This window comes from Solibacillus sp. FSL W8-0474 (assembly GCF_038004065.1).
GTDB classification, from domain to species: domain Bacteria; phylum Bacillota; class Bacilli; order Bacillales_A; family Planococcaceae; genus Solibacillus; species Solibacillus faecavium.
In genome coordinates this window covers 227501-243406 of sequence record NZ_JBBOQJ010000001.1, presented here as the reverse complement: position 1 = coordinate 243406, position 15906 = coordinate 227501, and the positions used below count along the sequence as shown (strand labels likewise).

Below are 15906 nucleotides of genomic sequence, written 5' to 3'. Positions count from 1 at the left end.
ATCCCATTCTCATTTTTTTAATATGAAGTTTTGTACTAAAGATAATATCCCTACTAAAAAACATAAAAATGTTAAACCGAATATTTCAAACCCCGTTAAACCAATAGTTTTAAATAATATAGCAGCTAATATCCCTACGAGAAAATAAACTGGAATAAATTTTTTCGATAAAAGCAATTCGCTCAAATTCAGCTCTCCTTTCCTTTAACACTTATTTCTTATATTAATTAAAAAACACCCAATTGTTATGTTGCCATCAATTGGGTGCAATATGCTGTTATACGGTCTGATTTCCTCCTAAAACGGAAACAGCAACGGTACCGCAATCATCATGATGATAAACATGATGACCTGTAACGGGACACCGATTTTGACGAAATCCATGAATTTATAGCCACCCGCTGTTAATACAAGCGAGTTTGTCGGAGATGCAATCGGTGTCGCAAACGCCATACTAGCAGCAGTTGCTACCCCAATCATAAATGTATACGGGTTCGCATCCATAGCAAGTGCTGCAGTGATGGCAATCGGCGAAAACAGTACCGCTGTTGCTGTATTACTAACAAATTGTCCGAAAACAACTGTCAGTAAATAAATCCCCATCAATACACCATATGGTCCGAAATCACCTAGCACACTGATAATTCCTTCTGCAAGAATCGTCATTCCGCCTGTTTTCTCAAGTGCTGTCGCCATCGGAAGCATTGCCGCTACGAGCACAATACTTTCGAAGTTCATTTTACTGTAAGCATCATCCATATTACGCAGACAACCTGTAATAATCATAAGAACGGCCCCGATTAATACAGCAATTACCGCGTCAAACACTTCAAACACCATCAATCCGATCATCAGCAGCATGATGATACCGGCAATCGGTGCCTTTCCGTTTGCGGCAATTGCTCCTGCCTGCTCACGTGGCTGCCCAACTATAACAACATCATGCGTTTCTCGGGATAGGAGCTCAATTTCATCCCAAGTCCCCTGCACTAAAATCGCGTCCCCGAACCGCAGCTTTTGATCCGCCATATTGTTAAGTAAGTAGTCACCCTTCCGATTAATACCTAAAATATTTAAATTATACTTTTCACGGAAACCGATTTTACTTACTGTTTCCCCGATTAAACGAGATTGCGGCGTCAATAAAACTTCGGCTACTCCTATTTTTTTTGAAACGAGATCTTCAGCATTGTCTTCGATAGGCTGGATAGTTAATGCAAAATCATGAGCAAAACGTCCAACATCATCCGCCATACCTTGTACATATAGCTCATCGCCAGCATGTATTACGCTTGTCGGACCCGCTAGCTCTTGATAAGTCATCGGGCGTAAATTAATGCCTTCTTGTACAGCACCGCGCTTAATTTTCATAATGTAAATATGGTACGTTGCAGGTAGCTTTAAATCGATTAGCTTTTGTTCCAAAATTGTCGACTGTTCGCTTACTACGACCCGGAATAATTTATCATGTAGATCATATTCGTGAGCAATTTTCTGTGGAGATAATTTATACCCTGCACTTGATTGCGAACGGTTATTTTCATTTGGCAGCAATCTATTGCGAACGAGAACTAAATAAACAATAACGGTAATTGTCGCGATAATGCCAATTGGTGTAATTGTGAAGAAGCCTAGCTTTTCAAATCCGTGGTCCACAAGTGTTTGGGAAGCTATTAAATTGGTCGGCGAAGCAATAAGCGTCATTAGCCCTGACATACTTGCTATATAGGAAAGTGGCATTAAAAACTTCGATGGACTCACCTTGATGCTAATCGCAATCGATACGACAATTGGTAGCATGAGTGCCACTGTACCTGTATTACTCATAAATGCTCCTACAATTGCTACAATGACGAGCAACAATATAAAGAGACGAAGCTCACTATCACCGGACCATTTCAATAGAAGGTTCCCCGCCATTCCTGCAAGACCCGTTCTTAAAATCCCTGCCCCTACAACAAATAGTCCTGCAATCATAATTACTACAGAATTTGAAAACCCTGCAAGTGCTTCAGCCGGAGTTAAAATATTTAAAATAACAAATGACAATAGCGCCATCATTGCTACTAGATCCGCACGAATTCTATTTGTCGTAAATAAAAGGATTGTAACTGCCAAAATAATAAATGTTAACGTGAGTTGCATGACCTTTTCCTTTCCAATTGTACTATCACCCATTATATAAGAAAAAAACTAATGACCACCCTCAATTTTGTCATTAAAGTGAAATCACGCCAATATTGACGAGAATTATGATGCAATATTTGTCATTTTTTTCTATAAGTACGTTATAATTTAAGTATAGATTTATAGTGTGAATTTTCAAATAAAGTGGCTCTGCACCTTCTTATAGATAATTAATATTTTAATATAAAGATTCCTTAAAAAGAATTATTATAATCTAGTAGAAATTATGATTTACATTTGTTATATTATAAAAGAAGCAGTTTTCAAATTCATTTTAGGGGGAACTACACATGACAAACGAACGTTTAACAACAATTACTGGTGCTCCAGTAGTATCTAACGATGATTCACAAACAGCTGGTCGTCGTGGTCCAATTTTATTACAAGACGTATTTCTAATTGAGAAATTAGCAAACTTTAACCGTGAAGTAATTCCTGAGCGTCGTATGCACGCAAAAGGTTCTGGTGCATTCGGTACATTCACTGTAACTCATGACATCACAAAATATACAAAAGCAAAAATTTTCTCTGAAGTTGGTAAGAAAACAGAAATGTTCGCACGTTTCTCAACTGTAGCAGGTGAGCGTGGTGCGGCTGATGCTGAACGTGATATTCGCGGTTTTGCATTAAAATTCTACACTGAAGAAGGTAACTGGGATATGGTTGGTAACAACACGCCTGTATTCTTCTTCCGTGATCCATTACATTTCCCGGATTTAAACCACGTTGTTAAGCGTGATCCAAAAACAAACATGCACAACGGTAACTCTAACTGGGATTTCTGGACTTCATTACCAGAAGCATTACACCAAGTAACAATCGTAATGTCTGACCGTGGTATTCCAAACGGTTACCGCAAAATGCACGGATTCGGTTCTCATACTTACTCAATGATTAACGATGCTGGTGAACGCGTATACGTGAAATTCCACTTCCGTTCTCAACAAGGTATCGAAAACTTAACAGGTGCAGAAGCTGCTGAAATTATCGGTAAAGACCGTGAATCTTCACAACGTGACCTATTCGAGTCAATCGAAAAAGGCGATTTCCCGAAATGGAAAATGTACATCCAAGTGATGACTGAAGAGCAAGCACGTAACTCTAAGGACAACCCATTCGACTTAACAAAAGTTTGGTACAAATCTGAGTACCCACTTATTGAAGTTGGAGAATTCGAATTAAACCGTAACCCGGAAAACTACTTCGCTGATGTTGAGCAAGCAGCATTCGCTCCATCAAACGTAGTACCTGGTATTTCATTCTCACCAGACCGTATGTTACAAGCGCGTTTATTCGCATACCAAGATGCAACTCGTTACCGTTTAGGCGTTAACCATCACCAAATTCCAGTAAACACACCAAAATGTCCATTCATGGTTTACCACCGCGATGGCGTAGGTCGTGCTGATGGAAACCGTGGTGCAGCTATTACTTACTATCCAAATAGCTATGGTGCATTACAAGGTCAATCGCAATACAAAGATCCTGCATTAGCTCTTGATGGTCCAGCTGACATCTACGACTTCCGTGAAGATGACAACAACTACTTCGAGCAACCAGGTAAATTATTCCGTCTTCAAACGCCGGAACAACAACAACGTCTATTCGAAACAACTGCTGCTGAAATGAACGGTGTTGAAGAATTCATCAAACGTCGTCACATTTTACACTGCTACTTAGCTGATCCAGCTTACGGTGAAGGTGTAGCGAAGGCAATGGGTCTTTCTTTAGACGGTATGGACCTTTCAAACCCATACGTTATGCATGCTCATAGCTAATTATGAATTTAACGATTGCTCAGACTGTTAAGTTCTAAGCTTTTCATTGATTTAGTGTTTACTAGATTAGAGCGTTATTGATATCCAAACTATAATCGCTTACAGCCGCAAGTATCTTAATAGGATGCTTGCGGTTTTTTGTGATGCTTTAGTTATTAGAAGTTTTTTTGATTTATTAGAAGCTTTGAGGGTGATTTTAGCACTTCCGACGGGGATATTAGCACCTTAGGCATTCATTTTAGAAGACTTGAATGATATATTAGAAAGTCATAATTTTATTAGCACTTCTTTCATTTTATTAGAATATTCCGGTCACATTTTAGAACATCCATCCCCTGCACAACGCATAAAAAAAATCCATGAAAAGAAATCTCTTTCCATGGACAATGTTATACAAATAAAATTGTTGATATATAAATAACAACGGTTACCGTTAAACAACTTATGATTGTGGAAAACAGCACTGTCTGGGCAGCCGTGGCCGACTCAATATCATACTCCAGTGCTAAGCTGGAACTGTTTCGGGATGTCGGAAATGCACTGGCGATAAAGAGTGACTGTGCAACAACTCCGTCTAAGCCTAATGCAAAAATAATGAGCAATGCCACGGCTGGGCCTATGACTAACCTTGTGAAGCAGCTGACAAAAATTGTTTTATTGAACATTGTACGCATTTCAATCGTTGAAAGCTGTGCCCCTAGTGTAATGAGGGCCACTGCTACAAAGCCGTCCGCAATATGTTCGAGCGGAATGCTAAACGTCTCTGGGATTGGTACACTAAAATAATTCAATGCAGCACCTAGTATAAGTGCATGTACTATGGGCATTTTCAAAAAGTCCCGTACAATTGCCAAGCCTGACTTAGTGGAAGAGATTAAATTATACAGTCCGTAAGTATACGTCGTCATATTTTGAAAAATAACAAGAATAACTTGTATTGCTACACCGATTGGCTGTGTCGCAAAAATCATCTGGGCAACCGGAATACCGTAGTTGCCTGAGTTAATAAGGACTACACTATTTTTGAAAACAGCTGACTCCTTTTTATCAAGTTTCAATAGCTTTGCCAGTAGCTGACTTAGTAACATTTGAGAGCCGATAAATAAAATAATGAAAATTGTAATTTGCCCGAGGACACTCATTTCAATAGAGGTTTCATATATATTAATGAAAACGGCTGCGGGCATGAAGCAGTATGTAATAAGATGCGATAATGCTTTTAAGTTAAATTGAAATTTGCGCTGTAAGATAGCTCCGATAACGAGCAATACTAAAATAGGTGCCACAATCTTGAAGAAAATCATTGATAAATAGACCATGAGAGCACTCCTTCTACGTCTAGTTACTTTAGTATTTTATTATAGCTTATTTTTATGAGGATAGGTCAAGACGCAATTAAACTCCTATAAAAAACGTCCCTAATTTAACTGAATAAATTAGAGACGTTTCTTTTTTATAAGTAATCAATCGCGCTTAATGCTTTATAAAATAGCTCGGCAAATTCCCCGCGTGAAAGTGTTTGGGTTGGATTGAATGCACCTGTTCCATCCACTACACCGAACAGCTCTAAAATAGCGATGCTTTGACGTGCTTCCAATGTTAAGTTTGCTATATCACGATAGTTTGATGTTAATTCATTATACACCTTTGATAAATCTTGATTTAAATAGCGGTACATGTTTGCGATGATAATTGCAGCTTCTTGCTTTGTTACCGTCGTGTTTGGGGCAAACCGGCTTGACGTTGCACCAGTCATAATGCCAGCTTCCAGTAAGCCTTGTGCACGCTTTAAATGTTGCGAATTATCAATATCTAAATATTTGGATTGTGCATTGCTGGATAAATCCAGTGCAGTCGCAATCATCATGGATACGTCGAGTTTACTTACCTGCTTAGAGCTTTGAACGAGACGTCCGGTTGTATTGAATGTAATGCCGCGCTTAGCAAGTTCCCGAATTGCTTGACCTTGCTCATTATTTTGTATATCTGTATAAAATATGTTGCTTGATACAGCTTTAAATGTACCACTTGTAGATGTACGGATAACAAAATTAGCGCCATCAATTTTAAATGATGCAGGAGATTTGCCCCCTGCTACGACACGCTCAATCACTTGGGCGGCATTTGCCTTTAGCGAACTGATTGGTACATAAACTTCTACTATGCTTGAGAAAGTTTTAGGGTTATTGCCTTCTGTAAATTGTATGTTGAGCTGATTATTCATCAGGCTTAACGAAACCCCCACTGTAGCTGTAGAAGATTGAATTTCCGTTGTTGGAATAACAATTTCTATTTCTCCTGCTTTTAATCTCATATTACGGTCTGAAATATTTTTTACTTGAGAAGCTGTAATTTGTGTTGTATACCGACCGTTTTGATAAGTCATCGTTTCATATGGCGACCATGTAGCCGTTTTCGGAGTCGATGTTGCTACTGAGCTTGGTAGTCGTGTACTTGGCGAATCATCTGGAATATAAAGCGGGTCATAGGTTGGCTTTTCGATAACGATTGCCCCCGGTTTTACTGCATTCACATAATCTGGATAATAAGTGTGTACAAGTTCAATGTATTGCGGGTCATTCCACATTGTTTCAAGACGGACTAGTTTTTCCAATGTCGTTACGTATCTTTTTGCTACCGCCGCTAAATTATTATACAAAGAACGTGCTTTTGCAATTTCAGCCGTTGATGAGTTGCGATTAATTGTATTCATGTGTAGATCAAATGCATTGGCATCCAGTTTTGCCTGTTTCACAACAGTATTTTGGTAAATAACAAAGTTTTCTGCATCGATTAAAATGTTTAAGTTTGTTACAAATGTTTTCGCAAGTTCGCTCAATGCCATGTATGCCATGCGAACACTTTTAATTTGCTCTTCACTGTATCGCGTATTATCAATACGACTAATGCGGTCCATTACGGTTTTTGCTTCTTTTTTTGCTTGTTCGGTTTGTGTTTCCAATAGCTTTTCAAAATATACAAGATTTTCGAGCATACGCTCAGAGATCAGCTTTTTAGCGTTTACGGATAAATTATTATAAGCAGCACGTGCAGCACTGATTTCAGCTGGTGTCGATTCATTATGCAATGCTTGAATCATTTCGATTACCTTATCAGCAGCGGCTTTATTGGCGAATTCGGTTTCCAAGGCCTCCAAAGCTTCGAGCAGCAATTCGACTTTACCGTAATTTTCCACCTGTTCTTTTTGTTCAGTATTAAGCTTGTTGTAGGCTGCTACCACTTTTTCCACGTCTTCTTTAGATGACCTACTTGTTAAAGCTTCGATAGCCTTGTTTACTTCATCAATTGCTTTTTGAATGGCTTCTACTTCGTTAGAAAGCTTCGTCCATAAAATTAGTAAATGATCTTTGTTTTCAACAGCTTGCTGGAGCGCAGGAGTTAAACTATCAAACCGTACCTTCACTTCATTTACTTTCGCAAGTGACGTTTCTTCTGTTAGTTGGGCAATCTCATCCATAATGGCTTTTACCGTTGCCTCGTTGTTGTTTTTTTCAATGCGTTTTTCTTGTGCTTCCAAGATTGCTAGTTCCGCTGTGAAAAACTTCTGTAACTGTGGATCTAATGCTTCGTATTTCCCACGTAGTCCCTCAATATCACTTACAGAAGCATCGCTAGTTAAAGCCCCCATATCGGCTTTGACTATTTGCGCCTGTCCAGCATTTTCGCTTAGTTTTCGATAAGCTTCTAACCTTGTCTTTGCTTCAACCAATACGAGTGACATAAGTTCATCTTTTGTAATGGAGAATCCTTCTTCTTTCAGTTTTTCAACTACAATATTTGCACTGTCCGCGCTTGCCACTTTTTCCTTCAAGTCTTCCAAAGACACCATGTCATTTATATTTAACGCTAGTAATGTTTTTTCAAATTCTTTTATAAATGGATGTGTAGCAATACCGGTAATTCGATTCATTATGACCGATAAATTGCTCTTGTCACTTTCCTCTATCTCCGTTTTCTGTGCCGGCTTCATTTGAATATATAGGCTTTGTGCTTCCTTTATTTGTGCTACAAGCTCGGGAGTTAATGCTATACTCGATGCGCCCCCTGTAGGAACATTAGCCATCAAGTTATTAAATCGTGTAACTTGTTCTTTCATCGTTACCGCTAATTGAAGCTTATTGTTTACGATAGTTTTATCACTACCGTTAATAATATGCAGTTGGCTAATTAACAGGGACTCATACTTGGCTTTAATTAAATCCATCGAAACTAAAAAATCGAGTGCATTTTCATTAGTGCTTTTTACTTCATTCACTAACATCTTTGTCTCATTACGCAATTGAGCTGCTCTATTACGATATTGTTCTATAGCATTAGCATTAATCCCTACCTCATTGCGAATAGACGGCAAGTAACTATCATATTCAGTTAATAAATTTTCAATAAAATTAATAAAATCCGCAATTTCTTCAAATGGCTCTCCGTTTGGCGGGAGGCTATTTATTTTCTCATCCAACTTTTTCTTAAACAGTGTTGCCTTCTCGATTTTTTGGACAGCTTCAAGCAAGATGGAACGGTTGTATATATCCTGCTCATTTCCGTACCTATTGTAAGCACCGTAAGCGGCTTCTACCTTTTGAACATATTCTTTTTCCATTTCATCTAACTGACTGATTAAATCAATAATATATTTGGACGAAACGCTTCCCTTTGTAAGATCCGATTCAATCTGCTGTAATGTCGCATAATTTGGAACCTGTGCTTTTTGTGCAGGTGTTAAAGCCATGTACATTTGGCGTACTTCCATCACTTTCGTTTTAAAAGATGATGTTGTTTTATCCGCAATTTCTTCTAACTTCTGCACTTCTTCAAATACTTTATCTGCTTTTTCTTTATCCAGTTGATCCGTGGCATCCAAAGGTACAAAGCTTTCCTCGCCTGTAATTGGCTTGTAAATTAATGTAGTACCCGTTTTTTTAATAAATTGTAGCGGCTCCTTTAGTAGTAACTCCGCTAGCGGTGGCTTCGTCAACAAATTATAGCGGTATAGATATTTTCCTTGGCTATCATTGATGAAGTATAAATATTTTGAGACAATCGTTGCCGCATCACCGGATGATTGCTCATAGTAGACAATTCGATCTGATCCTGAAAATGCTATCGATTGTGCGAGCCCTATAGATTTCGGCTCTAATGTCGTTAAATCTAATTGATATAACTCGCCACTATTTTCTGATGATGCGTAGTAAATATGAGTTTTTGACATTGCTTGCGTATTAATGGTTTTAAAATAATTATATTTTTCGTCATTTACCGTAATAGAGGTTTCACTGCCGAATCGAATGCTCCTCTCAAAAGGAGTGTACGTTAAAAAATGTTCATACTTTATTAGAGCACCAGAATCAGGATCATCTGCGGCCACATCTAGGCTGTACCATTTACCATCCAGGTTTACGATATTCCATGAGCGATACTCTCCGTTTGCTACACCATGCACATAACGTACTTCATTATTTGGAAGAAGTTCTTTTAATAATGTATACGCCCATAACGAATATCCGTGCGAAGAGAGGCCGTTATTTGGCAATAAGCGATGATTTAACGCTTTATATGTTGTATTCGTAATGATGTAATCATGTACTGCTTTCACTTTCACGATTTCATTTGCACCAGTAGGAATTAAAATTTTTGTATGATGACTTTTAAGTGCTGCCACTTCCTCTTTACTCGTAAAATAGTTGAACGAAAACTCGAGTTTCACAGAAGTTTTTGTGGTACCTTCCATCGTTTCTGTCGCCTTCACTCGGACATTATTAAATACACCAAATAATACGGAATAATCAATTGCCGTTCCCCTGATATTTTCTCGCTTATTAAGCTTCTCTTTGATTACATTGAATGTATCTTCTACTGTATTTTTATATGTATCGATTGCTTCACCTGTTAACGTTACGGTAAAGCCCTTCCTAAATTCAGCCATTTCGCTTAAAATAGCTTCTTTTAATTCAGCTTCTGTTGTAGCCGTATTTAATTTCGTACTTGGCTGATTTGTATATGTCGCATTCCCTAAAAAATCATTCTTTATTTCAAAGGTAGATGTAATTTCTTCTGCCTGCACTCCCCCTGCAACTACTACGCTTGCCGGAATTGCTACTAAAGCCGCTAGAATTTTCTTTGAATGGTTCATGTATGGCACTTCTCCTTCTCGGTTCAAATATGTGCATTACTATTTATATCGGTTGCTCTACCATATTTTAGAACAAAACTAGGTATAAACCTATATAAAAAGAGAAATTGCGTGAAATTAGGCACGGAGAATTGTAATTATTTTAGTAGGAAGACTTATTTTATTGATTTGCACGACCAGTGGAGACATGCTACAGTCAAATTAATCCAATTACAAAAGGGGGTCCCTTTCATGAAGCTTTTCTTAAAGGCTTTCATATTGATGGCTGGGATTATCATTTGCTTTGCATTCCCATCACAAACTGAAGCAAAGCAAGTGTTTAAAGATGTTCCTACTGACCATTACGCGTATGATGCAATTAAATGGGCGTATGACTTTAATATAGTAAACGGCTATGCAAACGGTACCTTCCGTCCAAATCAGCCTGTAACTGAGCAGCAGTTTGCAAGTATTTTAGTCAGCTATTTTGATTTAGAGCCCGCGGCAGATGAGCTTCAAAAATTTACACCTAACGAGATTTCATCAGATGAGAATTATAATACACTTGCTGCCTATGGGGTGCCGTTAAATGGTTATTTCCAAAATAGTATTCGTGGTGCTGCAGTTAAGCGTGGAACTGTTGCACAGGCGATTGCTTATATAGCAGATGGGCAAACAACTTTAAATAAGTCTATACAATTTCTGCTCACCCATGATATTTCGAATGGGCAAAACCCAAAGTATGAGCAAATCAACTTGCAACGCTTTTTCGGAGCATCGAATAATTTAACACGAGCTCAACTCGTTTCCCTATTCTACAAAATGCAAAGTAAAAACTTTTTTTATCGTTCACAAGTAGCAGAAGAGCGCTATGCTAATATAGGGTCAACTCCCCTATATAAAATGGCTAATGAAGCAAGGGACATGCTCGACCGTTCGTTACAAAGTGGACGAAACTGGTCTCCTGTAACAAATAAAAAACCGAAGAAAACGTGGGATGGAGAATATACGTACTTTTATACGTATGGAAAAGATGATTTAGATTCCCTGGGGCGCGTGCTTACAATTTCAAATAGTACGAAGGAGAATTTTAACGTAACCTACTATACATTTAATGGCTGGTCCTCTGGAACAATTGAAGGTACGGCTACTCTTACTTCTGAAACGAAAGCAAGAATGACCAAAACAGTTGAGGGAGAACGTTGCGTTATTGAATTTGAACGCGGATTGAATGACTCCATTAAAACAACAGAGTTTTATTGTGAAGCAGGTCGTGAACGTGATACAGATTATAACGGCACTCTTACAATGGAAAAATAAAATGGGAGCAGCCTGAAATTCTTTCTGGCGCTCCCATTTAGTATCAATCTTTCTTTAATTGAAAAATCCATTGCTCCTCTTGCCAATGACGTTCAACTATTCCACGCTCCTGTGCAAGCAATGTTAAGCCTATTATTTCAGAGATAATAAAGATAAAGTGCTTTGCAAAACGGGGACCGTAAATTGCTTCCCCAATAGCCTGTGCCGTTTGATGACCTTCACTTATTTTCTTTACGAGCTTTTGCAGTTTATATTCCGTCTTACTTAAACTGTTCTCAATGACATCATCTAAATTTTGAAAAACGGCTTCGTGCCCAGCAAAAACATACTGAATAGAAGAGTGCCTTACTTTTTCAATTGATTCAATATATTGCATTAACGGATTTATTATAATTCCTGCTTCGTCATGATCAATTAACGCATTTGTCATCCCGGAAGCCAATAAGAAATCCCCCGCAAATAGCCAACCGTTTTCTTTATCCCATAACCCAATAGAATCAGGTGAATGCCCTGGAACAGCTATTACGTGCAGCCCTCCAATTTGCTGTCCCTCTTCTAGTTGAAGAATAGCTGACTGCAACATTACTTTTTCTTTATTGCGAAGGGTGTTTTCCATTTTAGTCAACCGTTCAACTGCAAAATCCGTTACCCCATACTGTTTATATAATTCTTGGTAAAAAGTAAGCTTCTGCTGTAAATATTCTCCTTCACATTTTAAACGTGTAATGGCAATTTGACTGGCATATACAGGAATCGAGTATTCCTTTGTAAGCTTATTAACCAGTCCTGTATGGTCTTCATGAAAATGAGTAAGTATAATCCGTTTAATTTGTTTCATTTCAATCCTATAGTCACTTAATTTCTGGTAAAAAAACTGTTCAAATTCTTCCCCTTTAATGCCTGCATCTATGAGTGTATATTCGTTTCCATTCTGATATATATAACAGTTAATGCTAACCATACTACTATAATTCACTGGAAATATTATGGGATATACTGTTTTTCCACCAGCTTCTATAATTCCATCCATATGTATCTTCTCCCCACTTAAATGTGTTAGTAACTTATTGGTGCCTGCTGTTTCTATCGGGTTGAAACTATTAAAAAGCTAAAATAAGAGAAAAATTTCCCATTTTATTTCTATAATAGGACTAGTTTAGGGCGAAAATAAAGACTATTTTTTACGTCCAGTTTGAATTAAGCAAAGTTTTTTCATCTATTAATTGTTTTTTATAATGAAATTTATTTTTAGAATATAAAACCATTCTATAGTATAAGCGTATTTCTACACTACTAGAAAACCTATCATTTTTATAAATGCAAAAAACACATTGCAAAATTGCAATGTGTTTTCTTGTGCATATATGACCCGTACGGGATTCGAACCCGTGTTACCGCCGTGAAAGGGCGGTGTCTTAACCACTTGACCAACGGGCCTATGGCTCCGAAGGCAGGACTCGAACCTGCGACCTGCCGGTTAACAGCCGGATGCTCTACCAACTGAGCTACTTCGGAATAATACTATGGTGGGCCTAAATGGACTCGAACCATCGACCTCACGCTTATCAGGCGTGCGCTCTAACCAGCTGAGCTATAGGCCCATAGTATGGTGGGTTTGGACGGAATCGAACCGCCGACACTTAGAGCTTCAATCTAATGCTCTACCAACTGAGCTACAAACCCATAAAAAAAAATGGCGGTCCCGACCGGGATCGAACCGGCGATCTCCTGCGTGACAGGCAGGCATGTTAACCGCTACACCACGGGACCAACATCATTAAGTAAAAAATATTAAAATGGAGGAGGTAGAGGGATTCGAACCCCCGCGCGGTGTTACCCGCCTGTCGGTTTTCAAGACCGATCCCTTCAGCCAGACTTGGGTATACCTCCAAAGGGAAATTATAAAAATAAATGGTGGAGCCTAGCGGGATCGAACCGCTGACCTCCTGCGTGCAAGGCAGGCGCTCTCCCAGCTGAGCTAAGGCCCCATAAGAATGGTCGGAATGACAGGATTCGAACCTACGACCCCTTGGTCCCAAACCAAGTGCTCTACCAAGCTGAGCTACATTCCGAATATGTCATTAAATAATATATATGGCGCGCCCGGCAGGAGTCGAACCCACAACCTTCTGATCCGTAGTCAGACGCTCTATCCAATTGAGCTACGGGCGCGCATTATTTACTTTATTAAAAAATAGAGTTGGTGCCGAGGGCCGGAATCGAACCGGCACGGTGATCACTCACCGCAGGATTTTAAGTCCTGTGCGTCTGCCAGTTCCGCCACCCCGGCATTTTTGGAGCGGAAGACGAGGTTCGAACTCGCGACCCCCACCTTGGCAAGGTGGTGTTCTACCACTGAACTACTTCCGCAAAATGCATAAGATATTTTTATCCTGACAGTATATGTAATTTATTTAAAAACTGGTGAGCCATGAAGGACTCGAACCTTCGACCCTCTGATTAAAAGTCAGATGCTCTACCAACTGAGCTAATGGCTCTCTAAATGGTGCCGGCGAAAGGAGTCGAACCCTCGACCTACTGATTACAAGTCAGTTGCTCTACCAACTGAGCTACACCGGCATTTAGAAATGGTGGAGGATGACGGGCTCGAACCGCCGACCCTCTGCTTGTAAGGCAGATGCTCTCCCAGCTGAGCTAATCCTCCATTTTATTTTAGCGAAGCGACGTCCTACTCTCACAGGGGGAAGCCCCCAACTACCATCGGCGCTAAAGAGCTTAACTTCCGTGTTCGGTATGGGAACGGGTGTGACCTCTTTGCCATCATCACTTCACTATTTTCGGCTTCCAATACACGGCGCTATCCTTCGTCAACTTCCCTCGCTCTTTCAGTCACGTACTTAAGTACGCTCCTTCCATCACTCAGTCGTTTCCTCGACTAGCTTGTGTCTATGAAACCCTTAGAAAAAATATTCATTCTTTCAAAACTGGATAAACGTTTCATTGAGTTGTGCAATAAAATGTGGTTAAGTCCTCGACCGATTAGTATTCGTCAGCTGCATGCGTCACCGCACTTCCACCTCGAACCTATCTACCTGATCGTCTTTCAGGGGTCTTACTTACTTGCGTAATGGGAAATCTCATCTTGAGGGGGGCTTCATGCTTAGATGCTTTCAGCACTTATCCCGTCCACACATAGCTACCCAGCGATGCCTTTGGCAAGACAACTGGTACACCAGCGGTGTGTCCATCCCGGTCCTCTCGTACTAAGGACAGCTCCTCTCAAATTTCCTACGCCCACGACGGATAGGGACCGAACTGTCTCACGACGTTCTGAACCCAGCTCGCGTACCGCTTTAATGGGCGAACAGCCCAACCCTTGGGACCGACTACAGCCCCAGGATGCGATGAGCCGACATCGAGGTGCCAAACCTCCCCGTCGATGTGGACTCTTGGGGGAGATAAGCCTGTTATCCCCGGGGTAGCTTTTATCCGTTGAGCGATGGCCCTTCCATGCGGAACCACCGGATCACTAAGCCCGTCTTTCGACCCTGCTCGACTTGTAGGTCTCGCAGTCAAGCTCCCTTATGCCTTTACACTCTTCGAATGATTTCCAACCATTCTGAGGGAACCTTTGGGCGCCTCCGTTACTCTTTAGGAGGCGACCGCCCCAGTCAAACTGTCCGCCTGACACTGTCTCCTACCCCGCTAAGGGGCATGGGTTAGAAGTTCAATACAACCAGGGTAGTATCCCACCGACGCCTCCTCCGAAGCTGGCGCTCCGGGATCTCTGGCTCCTACCTATCCTGTACAAGTTGTACCAAAATTCAATATCAGGCTACAGTAAAGCTCCACGGGGTCTTTCCGTCCTGTCGCGGGTAACCTGCATCTTCACAGGTACTATAATTTCACCGAGTCTCTCGTTGAGACAGTGCCCAGATCGTTACGCCTTTCGTGCGGGTCGGAACTTACCCGACAAGGAATTTCGCTACCTTAGGACCGTTATAGTTACGGCCGCCGTTTACTGGGGCTTCAATTCACAGCTTCGCTTGCGCTAACCGCTCCTCTTAACCTTCCAGCACCGGGCAGGCGTCAGCCCCTATACGTCACCTTACGGTTTTGCAGAGACCTGTGTTTTTGCTAAACAGTCGCCTGGGCCTATTCACTGCGGCTTCTCTAGGCTATGCACCCAAAGAAGCACCCCTTCTCCCGAAGTTACGGGGTCATTTTGCCGAGTTCCTTAACGAGAGTTCTCTCGCACACCTTAGGATTCTCTCCTCGACTACCTGTGTCGGTTTGCGGTACGGGCACCTCTCACCTCGATAGAGGCTTTTCTTGGCAGTGTGAAATCAGGAACTTCGCTCTAAAGAGCTCGTCATCACAGCTCAACGTTAAAGTATGCGGATTTGCCTACATACACGCCTTACTGCTTGAACACGCGCAACCAACGGCGTGCTTACCCTATCCTACTGCGTCCCCCCATTTCTCAAACGGTGAGGAGGTGGTACAGGAATATCAACCTGTTGTCCATCGCCT

Annotated in this window: 7 protein-coding genes, 14 tRNA genes and 2 rRNA genes (1 of these 23 running past the window's edge); 2 read left to right on the top strand and 21 right to left on the bottom strand. The window is 40.6% G+C overall.

Going from position 1 to position 15906, the window contains the following annotated elements; all coding sequences use genetic code 11:
• Positions 1–9 precede the first annotated feature (9 nt).
• Together NYE67_RS01220 and NYE67_RS01215 are read right to left on the bottom strand one after the other, a co-directional pair.
• Positions 10–186: a hypothetical protein gene (locus tag NYE67_RS01220; protein ID WP_340728902.1), complete on the bottom strand. Its 177-nt coding sequence runs from the start codon at positions 184–186 to the stop codon at positions 10–12.
• 111 nt (positions 187–297) lie between these two features.
• Positions 298–2145: an SLC13 family permease gene (locus NYE67_RS01215; RefSeq protein WP_340730870.1), complete on the bottom strand. Its 1848-nt coding sequence runs from the start codon at positions 2143–2145 to the stop codon at positions 298–300.
• Positions 2146–2477: 332 nt separating this feature from the next.
• Here NYE67_RS01215 and NYE67_RS01210 point away from each other — a divergent pair, with 332 nt between their 5' ends.
• On the top strand, positions 2478–3965 hold the full coding sequence (locus NYE67_RS01210) for a catalase (RefSeq protein ID WP_340728901.1): 1488 nt from the start codon (positions 2478–2480) through the stop codon (positions 3963–3965).
• 389 nt (positions 3966–4354) lie between these two features.
• Here NYE67_RS01210 and NYE67_RS01205 read toward each other — a convergent pair whose 3' ends face one another.
• Together NYE67_RS01205 and NYE67_RS01200 are read right to left on the bottom strand one after the other, a co-directional pair.
• Positions 4355–5284, bottom strand: a complete 930-nt coding sequence (locus NYE67_RS01205) for an AEC family transporter (RefSeq protein ID WP_340728900.1) — start codon at positions 5282–5284, stop codon at positions 4355–4357.
• 134 nt (positions 5285–5418) lie between these two features.
• On the bottom strand, positions 5419–10113 hold the full coding sequence (locus NYE67_RS01200; RefSeq protein WP_340728899.1) for an S-layer homology domain-containing protein: 4695 nt from the start codon (positions 10111–10113) through the stop codon (positions 5419–5421).
• Positions 10114–10344: 231 nt separating this feature from the next.
• Here NYE67_RS01200 and NYE67_RS01195 point away from each other — a divergent pair, with 231 nt between their 5' ends.
• Positions 10345–11412: an S-layer homology domain-containing protein gene (locus NYE67_RS01195; RefSeq protein ID WP_340728898.1), complete on the top strand. Its 1068-nt coding sequence runs from the start codon at positions 10345–10347 to the stop codon at positions 11410–11412.
• Between the two features lie 43 nt (positions 11413–11455).
• Here the strand turns inward: NYE67_RS01195 and NYE67_RS01190 are convergent, their stop codons facing one another.
• The 17 genes from NYE67_RS01190 to NYE67_RS01110 all read right to left on the bottom strand — a co-directional run.
• Positions 11456–12442: an MBL fold metallo-hydrolase gene (locus NYE67_RS01190; protein WP_340726699.1), complete on the bottom strand. Its 987-nt coding sequence runs from the start codon at positions 12440–12442 to the stop codon at positions 11456–11458.
• Positions 12443–12777: 335 nt separating this feature from the next.
• Positions 12778–12849: transfer RNA gene (locus tag NYE67_RS01185), tRNA-Glu, on the bottom strand.
• Positions 12850–12851: 2 nt separating this feature from the next.
• Positions 12852–12927, bottom strand: a tRNA-Asn gene (locus NYE67_RS01180).
• 9 nt (positions 12928–12936) lie between these two features.
• Positions 12937–13013, bottom strand: a tRNA-Ile gene (locus tag NYE67_RS01175).
• A 6-nt stretch (positions 13014–13019) separates the two neighbouring features.
• A tRNA-Phe gene (locus NYE67_RS01170) sits at positions 13020–13095 on the bottom strand.
• 11 nt (positions 13096–13106) lie between these two features.
• Positions 13107–13182, bottom strand: a tRNA-Asp gene (locus tag NYE67_RS01165).
• 27 nt (positions 13183–13209) lie between these two features.
• Positions 13210–13302: transfer RNA gene (locus NYE67_RS01160), tRNA-Ser, on the bottom strand.
• A gap of 22 nt (positions 13303–13324) precedes the next feature.
• A tRNA-Ala gene (locus NYE67_RS01155) sits at positions 13325–13400 on the bottom strand.
• Between the two features lie 7 nt (positions 13401–13407).
• Positions 13408–13484 (bottom strand) — tRNA-Pro (locus NYE67_RS01150).
• Between the two features lie 23 nt (positions 13485–13507).
• A tRNA-Arg gene (locus NYE67_RS01145) sits at positions 13508–13584 on the bottom strand.
• A 29-nt stretch (positions 13585–13613) separates the two neighbouring features.
• Positions 13614–13702, bottom strand: a tRNA-Leu gene (locus NYE67_RS01140).
• A gap of 5 nt (positions 13703–13707) precedes the next feature.
• A tRNA-Gly gene (locus NYE67_RS01135) sits at positions 13708–13782 on the bottom strand.
• A 52-nt stretch (positions 13783–13834) separates the two neighbouring features.
• Positions 13835–13910: transfer RNA gene (locus NYE67_RS01130), tRNA-Lys, on the bottom strand.
• A gap of 6 nt (positions 13911–13916) precedes the next feature.
• A tRNA-Thr gene (locus NYE67_RS01125) sits at positions 13917–13992 on the bottom strand.
• A 9-nt stretch (positions 13993–14001) separates the two neighbouring features.
• Positions 14002–14077, bottom strand: a tRNA-Val gene (locus NYE67_RS01120).
• Between the two features lie 11 nt (positions 14078–14088).
• Positions 14089–14204, bottom strand: a 5S ribosomal RNA gene (rrf, locus tag NYE67_RS01115).
• Between the two features lie 188 nt (positions 14205–14392).
• Positions 14393–15906 (bottom strand): 23S ribosomal RNA (locus tag NYE67_RS01110); it runs 1415 nt beyond the window's last position.

Excerpts from the sequence above, each read along its gene's own strand:
- NYE67_RS01215 (WP_340730870.1), bottom strand. The coding sequence starts at position 2,145 with ATGCAACTCACGTTAACATTTATTATTTTGGCAGTTACAATCCTTTTA.
- NYE67_RS01210 (WP_340728901.1), top strand. The coding sequence starts at position 2,478 with ATGACAAACGAACGTTTAACAACAATTACTGGTGCTCCAGTAGTATCT.
- NYE67_RS01205 (WP_340728900.1), bottom strand. The coding sequence starts at position 5,284 with ATGGTCTATTTATCAATGATTTTCTTCAAGATTGTGGCACCTATTTTA.
- NYE67_RS01200 (WP_340728899.1), bottom strand. The coding sequence starts at position 10,113 with ATGAACCATTCAAAGAAAATTCTAGCGGCTTTAGTAGCAATTCCGGCA.
- NYE67_RS01195 (WP_340728898.1), top strand. The coding sequence starts at position 10,345 with ATGAAGCTTTTCTTAAAGGCTTTCATATTGATGGCTGGGATTATCATT.
- NYE67_RS01190 (WP_340726699.1), bottom strand. The coding sequence starts at position 12,442 with ATGGATGGAATTATAGAAGCTGGTGGAAAAACAGTATATCCCATAATA.